The following is an 8,193-nucleotide window of genomic DNA, read 5'->3' as shown; positions in this document are numbered from 1 at the left end:
CAAATCAAACCGAGCCATCGCAATGCTCCCATATTGGGGCAACTGAATCAGACCGGCCCTGATTCGGGAATCCTCTTTATGAGTTCATGACCTAGACCTCGACGACGAGTTTTTTGGCCTTGCCGCCCGTCCCATGCCTCCCTGCAGCTTCACGCTCATGCGCCACTGTCTTCTGCATGCCGTCACGCTGGAGCGCCGCCCTTCGCCGTTGGTGCGATCATCTGGTCGATCAAGGATTGCGCGACCGGAATCTCGTGCCGCGCGGAAGCCTGCCGTCAACGCGCGCCAGCGTCCATGATCACCCCGGATTCCAGCGCGGCTTGGTTCGCCGTCTCTCCCGCATGCCCACAATTCCGTCGGATGGCGACTGGATTCGCGTTATAGCCGAGGTCGCTCGGGAAGGTCTGCGCAATCGCCTGATTTTCGCACTTCGCATACGACGGCGCATTGCGTCGCGAAGAATTGGTCGGCCTCCGCGTCTCCGACTTCGATGTCGCCCGACGTCTCATCACCGTCAGGCCCGAAACCAGCATGAGCGGAAGACGGTCTTTACCGGCAAGGCATGTCTCTTCAGGCTGGAAGGCTGCGCACAAAGATACGGGACAGTTCTTTGCACAGCTGGCTAGGCGTGAATGGTTTTGCTATAATGCCTGCGGCGCCTGCCTGCATCAGGGTTTCCACTTCGTCCGGACTGGCGTCGGCGGTGGTGAAGGCTACGGGGGTGCGATCCAGCACGGAATGCTGGCGCAATCCCGCCAAAACCTGCAATCCATCGATTCCCGGCATCATGACATCGAGCAGCACGAGATCGGGGCGAAACGCCAGGACCGACTCGACTGCTTCGCCTGGGTCGTTCACGCAATGAATCTCATGTCCTTCCGCGGAAACGAGAACCGCAGCGACTTGCAGCAAGAGCTCGTCGTCGTCGATATAGACAATGCGCACGGCGCGCCCCCGGGTAAATTTTTCCTTCGCAGCCATGAAGCTTGCCGATGCACATTAACAAAGCATTTATTTCTGCGACAAGCGCCGCGAAGCGGCGTCATCAAGCCGTCGCCGTATGCAACTCAAGCCGCGTGCGTTTCGCTCTCCGCCATGAATGCATCGGCGCTTGCGCGAATCCGCGCAAGCTCGGCGCCCAGGCGCGGCAGCAAGTCGTTCGACGCCGTCACGTCGCCCTGGAGGTGCGCCGCTTCGATCTGCTGCGCCAGCTCCCGCAGGGTTCTTGCGCCGAGCGTCGCAGCTCCGCCTTTCAGACGGTGCATCGATCGCTTTATGGGATCGGGCCCGGCGCCGTGGAGCATCGCCTCCAGCTCCTGGTTTTGACGCAGGAAAATCCTCAGCGACGAAATGAACAGATCGCGGTTGCCGCCCATGCGCGCCTGCGCCTCGGCCGCGTCGATGCCCGCGATCTCCGGCCAGTCCGCAATCAGGCCGCTGACCGGCGGCCCGGCTTTGTGCGGCGCGCGAGTTTTTCCCTCGCTGAGATGGCCGAGGATGACGGAGATGAGTTCGCCGATCTCGAAAGGCTTGTGGATCAGACTGTCCATTCCGCAAGCGCGCGCTTCGTTCAAACTGTCGCTCAGGCTCCCCGCGGTCAGCGCGATGACCACTGGCCGCGCCTTGCCCAGTATGCTTTCTATGCGACGGAACGCATCCAGCCCGTCGAGGACGGGCATTTGCAGATCCATCAGAACGACATCCACAGCTTTGGGATCGGCCAACACGAAATGCACCGCCTCCAGGCCGTTCGAGGCCGTGGCGACCGAGGCGCCTTCTAGCTCCAATATGCTTTTGCCAACCTCGACATTGATGTCGCTGTCATCAACGAGCAAAACCTTGACGCCCTGGAGACGCGACCCGCTTTCGACCGCCGCGCCGCCCTGGCCCCGCTTGTTCGTCTCCGGGATTTCATTTGATGTCGCGCATGTGATTTCGAACGAGAACAGGCTTCCCTCGCCGGGATGGCTGACCGCGCCGATTTCTCCGCCCATCAGGGCGACAAGTTCGCGCGCGATCGAGAGACCCAGCCCGGTTCCGCCATAGCGCCGCGTTGTCGAAGCATCGGCCTGTACGAAGGGGTCGAACAGTTTCGTCAGCGTTTGCGGGTCGATTCCGATGCCGGTGTCTTCCACCTCGAACCGAATTTTCGTCCATGCTTCGGCGGAGTCGATGCGTTTGACCCGCAGAACCACTCGTCCCTTGGACGTGAATTTGATGGCGTTGGTCAACAGGTTCAGCAGGATCTGTCGCAACCTCACGGGATCGCCGATCAGCGTGTTCGGCAGATCGTCGTCAATCTCGATCGCAAAGTTCAACATCCGCTCTTCGCTTTGCACCGTCACGATCTCGGCCAGATCCTTGATCGCGTCGCGAAGGCAAAACGGCGTGCGCTCCAGCTTCAGCGCGGCGGCGCCGAGCTTGGAGAGGTCCAGCACGTCATTGACGATGTCCAGCAGCGACTTGCTGGCGATCTTGATGCGCGCGACGAGCCCCTGCTGCTCCGCGGACAGTTCTGTGCGCGTCAGCAGATAGGACAGGCCGATGACAGCATTGAGCGGCGTCCGGATTTCGTGGCTCATATTGGCGATGAACATGCTCTTGGCGCGGCTGGCGCGCTCCGCTTGCTCAGCCGCCTCGCGCAGGGATTCCTCGCGCTGCCTGTTGGCTTTTTCATCCAGCGCGCGCCGCTCGGCCTCCGCGTCGCGCTTGGATTGTTCGATCTCCGCGCGCCGCAGCACACGATCGACGGCCGCTCCCAACTTCTCCGCGTTGAGCGTCGCCTTCGCCAGATAATCGGTGACGCCCTGATGAATCGCGTCGACGATCAGGCCTTGAGACTCGTGCATTGTCACGAGAATGATCGGGCAGACCTGCGGACGATGACGCCCGATTTCCGGGATCAGCTGCAAGCCGAGATCGCCTTGCAACTGATAGTCAAGCAGCACACAGTCAAACGTCGCCCTGGCCAGGTGCGCTTGTGCCTGGGCGATCGTATTCGCTTCATGAATATCGAGCGGACGCCAATATTTGGCGAACATTCGGACCAGGGTTTCGCGATCCACGTCATCGTCGTCGACGAGAAGAATGCGAAGGATTCCGTTCATGTCATTCCAACGTTTCAATTCGCCAACGCGTCAATTTGGCAGCCAGATCGTTTCGGTGTATTGTTTCAAGAGTTTAGCCAGCTTTGAAAATTGCGGTCCGATCGCGGACTTGACCATGTAGCCCGCCACGAGTTCGTGATAGGCGCGCGAACGGTCGGAATCGGCGTCGGATGTCGACAAGACGAAAACAACCGAATCGCGCAGCTCGGCGTCGGCGCGCAAGGCCTCCAGAAACTCGAAGCCATTCATGCGCGGCATGTTCAGGTCCAGCAGAATGATATACGGGCTTCGGACGCTTCGGTCGGCTTTGCCCTTAAGGACGTCAAGACCGTCCTGGCCGTCACAAGCCGAGATCACGCGATAGCGCAGATGCGAATCCTTCAATCGCCTTTCAATGATTTCGGAGGTCAATTCATCGTCGTCGATGACGAGAATGTCGATCGAACCTTCATTCATCAAGGTCGCTCCTGATAAAGCGAGGCCACCATACGCGAAATGTGCAGCCTCGCCGGCCATCGAAGCTGATGAGCTCAATCCGGCCGCCGTGGCTGCTGACCAGACGCTGCGTCAGCGCGAGACCCAGGCCGCTACCTTTTTTATCGGGGCCCGACAAGGTCTGAAACAGTCGGAACACCCGCGATTGCGCAGCCTCAGGGATGCCGGGGCCATCGTCGCAGACATCGATGGCGACAAAATCACCTTGATTGCGCGATTTGACGACGACGTGAATATCCTTGCGATCGTGATGCTTGACCGCATTCGAAACAAGATTGCGAAGGACAGTCCATAAGGGAGAGCGCGCGCCTTCGAAAGGTTCGGACGTGAGCTTGGTTTCGAAATGCAGCCCCGGCGACGCCGGCTCGGCGGCAAATACTTCTTCAACGACCGCGGCCAGATCGATGGTTTCAAATTTGGCGGACTCCTGGTTCGCGCGGGCGTAACTCAGCAGATCCGCGATCATGCTCTCCGCGTTCTGGACGCGATCTCGCATGCGATCGAGGTTCCTGATCGCCGGGCGCGGGGCGCTTTCGCCAAAATCCTCGACGATGAAATCGATCAGATTGGCGATGCCCCGCAACGGCGAGCGCAGATCATGCGCGACGGCGTTGGCGAATTCTTCGAGTTTGGCGTTGGCTTCGCGCAGCTTGCGTTCGACGCGCTCGCGTTCGGTGATGTCGACGACATAAGCGCAAATCATCCGCCCTGCGGACGTCATGAACGGGCTCAGGCCGATTTCAACGGGAACTTCTCTTCCGTCCTTGCGGCGACCGGTGACATCGCGGCCCTTGCCCATCGAACGCGCCAATGGTGAAGTGGCGAAGGCGCTTCTCTGCGCGAAATGGCCCTCGCGAAAACGGGCGGGAACGAGCATCTCGACATTCTTGCCTTGGACTTCGCCGGGCTGATAGCCGAAAATCCGATTCAAAGGCTCATTGCTCGACATGATCACGCCATCGCCGTCAATCAGCAGCAAGCCATACGGCGCTTGATCAAAGACGATTCTCTTCAAGGCGAAGTCGATGTCTCGCCGCTCGGTGATATCGCAGACCGTCGTCAAGACATGGGATTGCGGACCATTCGACAATTGGCGTGCGACGACTTCGACCCAAAGGTCGGCGCCTTCGCGCAGCTTCAGGCGAACTTCGCGCGTGGCGCCTGTCGCTTGCGCCTGCCCGTGGGGGTCGGTCGCGGCTTCCGGCTCGGAAAGCGTGAGAGGCAGCAATTCCGCGATTCGCCGGCCGACCAGATCGTCCCTGGCCACCTGGAAAATGCGGGCCGATTCCGCATTGGCGTAAGTGACGACGCCAGTGTCATCCGACAGGACGACGCCCGTTCGCATGTCTTCGATGACCGCCCTTTCCAGGCCGTCGAGCGACGCTACGACGGCCGGATTCACGCCAGGCTCAATCGCCGCTTGGTGCGTGTCGCTTCGAATCGTCATAGTCGCTCCGTTCCACGCCAAAGTGTGACGCAAGCACATCAATAATTTGCCCGGCAAGCGCGCGGGTGACCAAGCCGAGCCCCGGGCCGCTCCGGCCATCTTTGACGGCGGCATGGGCGTCGGCGGCGGCGTCGGCGATGGCGTGAAAGCCAAACAGTCCGGCGCTGCCCATTAGCAAATGACAAATCTGGCGCAGAATGGCGACGTCCGAGGCCGGATCGGGTTCGACGTCGAACCTGTCAGCGCAGGATGACAAGACGCGCAGTTCCTGCTCTAGGCGCTGTCCGAACTGGCGGCGCAGCGCGTCGATGGCTTGGGCCGCGTTCTCATCCAGCGGGGGGGCCGCCATTCCAATCGCCTTTCTCGCGCAGGGCTGCGCCGAATGTCTTTTCTTACTCGCTCTGGCGTGGCGGACGAATCCCGTTCGAGACGAATTGGGTCGCCCGTCGACGGCGGTTGCAGCGACGAGACGGCGCACAAAACGACCGGGAATGTTAGCTAACGCATCGTCAACCTGCCGCAAATCAACGCTTTCGCGGGACGATAGTAAATTTTTTATTTCGGCGCAATATTAATAATATATTGCTAAGAGGTTTAATCTCACGCAACGTAATATGACGTTTGGTAATGTCAAAATACGATCCAAAAAAGCAATCGTTTTCATAAGTGTTAATTGTTATTTAGTTTTTTGTTTGGCAATTTACATATACGGCAATATTAGATGCGGGTGCGCTCAATGACGATTTATCTCATGGCTAATTACGCAATAATGCCTGCGATTATATGCGTCATGACCTATTTCATATGTGTATCTCGCGAGAGGCTTTGGGTTCGCGCGGAAAAAGCTGAAGAATTTTTTTGCAAGGCCGAGAGTTTAGCGTTCGCCATGCGCAACCTCTTCGCGGCGCATTACGATTATAACAAACGGATCGTCGTCCGTGACCAGGCATGCGATCACCGCGCAATCCATCAACAATTGATCGACCTGCGTTTGCTTGCGGGGCTCTATTTTCCATCCTTGCAGCCGCAGGTCGCCGAGGTCGAAATGACTCTCAGTTCGGCATTTTCCGTCCTGCGTTTGACCGAAAAAGTTGATGAAGAAGATGTCGACCAGATGCTGGAAGCTTTGAAAAATTCGGCTGAAATCGTCGCTGCGAGCTTCAAGAATCTCGGCGCCGCAGTCCTTACCGCCGGATGTGTGGAGAGGATCGGCAAATTCCCGGATCTGCTGATGCATTCGAGACGGCGGCGAAACGCCCGCGCTATTCTATTGAAATCGTGAAATGGTGTAGGAAAATGAATGCGTCGATTATCGCCCAGAGCAATGAAATTGATTTCCACAACCGTCTCATCGCTATCGTAGATGACGACGAGATCTTTCGTTCCTACATTACGATCTTGCTGATGCAGACCGGCGCGCGTATTCGCGCGTTGGCATGTAGCGATGAATTGCTCGAGTTGATCGAGCGGGAAATGCCTTGCTGCATCATCCTCGACCATAGGTTGGCGCCGGAGAATGGGATTTACGTGTTCAAAAGGCTGCGTGCGCGTTATCCGCATCTGCCGCCGGTGATCATGCTCTCGGCCGACGAATCGCAGACCACGGCGGTAAAGGCGTTTCGCAATGGTTTTGATGATTACCTGCAAAAGCGGAACTTGCAGTCGGGAGAAATCGAGCAGGCGATCCAGCGCGCTCTCGCCAACCACCAGACATCGCGATGTGGGGCGCCGGCACATGACACCCCCAAGGGTTCGTCTGCCAGAATGGACCTGATCAACAACATCATCCCATGCGAAGAGATCGGAAATATCTTTATGCAGGTGGAGGAGATCGCCGACCGCAACGCGCGCGACGTGGGCGCTTTGGCCATTCGCCTCAGCCAATGGGAGCAAATCTTGTTTCGCTTCGGCAAGAAATCCGCAGACGACGCCATGACGCATTTTGCAGATCGTCTCAAGGCGGCTCTGCTGCCCAATGAAATCTGCGGCCGATTGACTGACAATACTCTGTGTTGTGTCCTGGTTTCGGATGTCGATGCGGCGCATTTGCGTCTGCGTGCGGAGGCGCTTCAATCCGCCTTGAGCTTTACGCTGCCGATCTACTCAGTCCGTTATGAGGTCACCCCCGAGATCGTCGGGACCATTCGCTCGCCGGGCGGAAAAGACCTGGCCGACGTCTTCCGGCAGTTGCCGCCCTTCGCACGAAACGACGACGACAGACGCTCGGCGCCGAAGACGCAAGAAAATGTCATTCCGGCTGTGTGAGCGAAAATTTTTTGTATTGATAGACAGATACTTGCATTGCCTATGCCGATATTTAAGTGAATTTCATGGAATATAAGCAGTCAGAGATTGCGTAGAACTTGCGCTTTAGCGTTGAGCTTACGGCCGTCCAGATAGAATAACGTTCTATCAATCGCGCAAAACTGCCAGCATCCAAATTAAGGCATAAAAATATGATCTAAAATGAAAAAGTCAGTCTATATGAATGCCTGTTACCGTTCATGGTCGCACGCTCTCGTGAATGGCGTCCCTCCCGCAGGCGGCGAAACGGCCTGTTCCGTGGGAATGCTGCCCGACCTCAGCCCGCGTTCAACGCGGCTCGCTTCCTCCATCCTGTCGTGCAGCTCCGCCCCGCTTCGCGGCGCGCCAAGGGCGCGGCGTTTGATCGCGCGGCTATCGAGGCCGGTCCTGCCTCCCCCGTAAGGCCGCAATCGCGCGGCCCGCGAAAAAGGAAATCCCTCAGCAAAGCGACCGCTCAGACATCCAATTGTTCCTCGGTGCAATTTTCGGGGTGAACATGTGCGATCGAGTTGAGGAGGAAAGGAGCAAGCATGTCTAAAAGAAATTGCGAACTGAACTTGGCAGTGAAGAACAAATTGACCCGCCGACGACACAATCGCGGTGGTCGACAATTATCGCGACAAGTCGCAGGGATTCTTCCGCCTTTTGAGAGGCTTGGGGGCCTGGGCACTTCCAAGCCGAGCGGATGCTGCCATGATCAGGCCTATCCCACAGCGGAGACTGTCAGGAATTCCGTGTGAAGGCCGGTTCCGTTTTCATGCCAAGCTGAACCGATCCGGGAACAGGATGGCGAATTGAGCTTTCGCCATCACCCATTCGCGCGGCGGCATTTTCCATTCT

The 8,193-nt window shown here is 57.9% G+C and carries 7 protein-coding genes and 1 pseudogene; 3 read left to right on the top strand and 5 right to left on the bottom strand.

Going from position 1 to position 8,193, the window contains the following annotated elements:
- Positions 1 to 97: 97 nt before the first annotated feature.
- A pseudogene (locus CFB24_RS24135) lies at positions 98 to 196 on the top strand (AraC family transcriptional regulator); the annotation flags it as partial.
- Positions 197 to 570: 374 nt separating this feature from the next.
- On the opposite strand, the gene CFB24_RS21880 reads toward CFB24_RS24135, so the two are convergent.
- From CFB24_RS21880 to CFB24_RS23325, 5 genes are all read right to left on the bottom strand, one after another.
- Entirely contained in the window at positions 571 to 981 is a 411-nt protein-coding gene (locus tag CFB24_RS21880; RefSeq protein WP_088522735.1) for a response regulator, read from the bottom strand.
- A gap of 86 nt (positions 982 to 1,067) precedes the next feature.
- Positions 1,068 to 3,107 carry a response regulator gene (locus CFB24_RS21875; protein ID WP_088522734.1) on the bottom strand — a complete coding sequence of 680 codons (2,040 nt, stop codon included), beginning with the start codon at positions 3,105 to 3,107 and terminating at the stop codon, positions 1,068 to 1,070.
- 30 nt (positions 3,108 to 3,137) lie between these two features.
- Complete coding sequence (locus CFB24_RS21870) at positions 3,138 to 3,563, bottom strand: response regulator (protein WP_088522733.1); 426 nt, start codon at positions 3,561 to 3,563, stop codon at positions 3,138 to 3,140.
- A complete protein-coding gene (locus CFB24_RS21865; RefSeq protein ID WP_158255378.1) occupies positions 3,556 to 5,049 on the bottom strand; it encodes a sensor histidine kinase in 1,494 nt (497 codons plus the stop codon). The genes CFB24_RS21870 and CFB24_RS21865 overlap by 8 nt, the downstream gene beginning before the upstream one ends.
- Positions 5,012 to 5,398 carry a hypothetical protein gene (locus CFB24_RS23325; RefSeq protein WP_158255377.1) on the bottom strand — a complete coding sequence of 129 codons (387 nt, stop codon included), beginning with the start codon at positions 5,396 to 5,398 and terminating at the stop codon, positions 5,012 to 5,014. Before CFB24_RS23325 ends, CFB24_RS21865 begins: the two co-directional genes overlap by 38 nt.
- A gap of 387 nt (positions 5,399 to 5,785) precedes the next feature.
- On the opposite strand from CFB24_RS23325, the gene CFB24_RS21860 reads away from it, so the two are divergent.
- Entirely contained in the window at positions 5,786 to 6,331 is a 546-nt protein-coding gene (locus CFB24_RS21860; protein WP_141098576.1) for a hypothetical protein, read from the top strand.
- Positions 6,332 to 6,345: 14 nt separating this feature from the next.
- Positions 6,346 to 7,314 carry a response regulator gene (locus CFB24_RS21855; protein ID WP_158255376.1) on the top strand — a complete coding sequence of 323 codons (969 nt, stop codon included), beginning with the start codon at positions 6,346 to 6,348 and terminating at the stop codon, positions 7,312 to 7,314.
- The last annotated feature ends 879 nt before the right edge of the window (positions 7,315 to 8,193 follow it).

Origin of the sequence: Rhodoblastus acidophilus (genome assembly GCF_900187365.1) — a bacterium.
GTDB classification, from domain to species: Bacteria; Pseudomonadota; Alphaproteobacteria; order Rhizobiales; family Beijerinckiaceae; genus Rhodoblastus; species Rhodoblastus acidophilus.
Note: the sequence above shows the minus strand (reverse complement) of the source record. Positions and strands in the feature narration are given on the sequence as shown.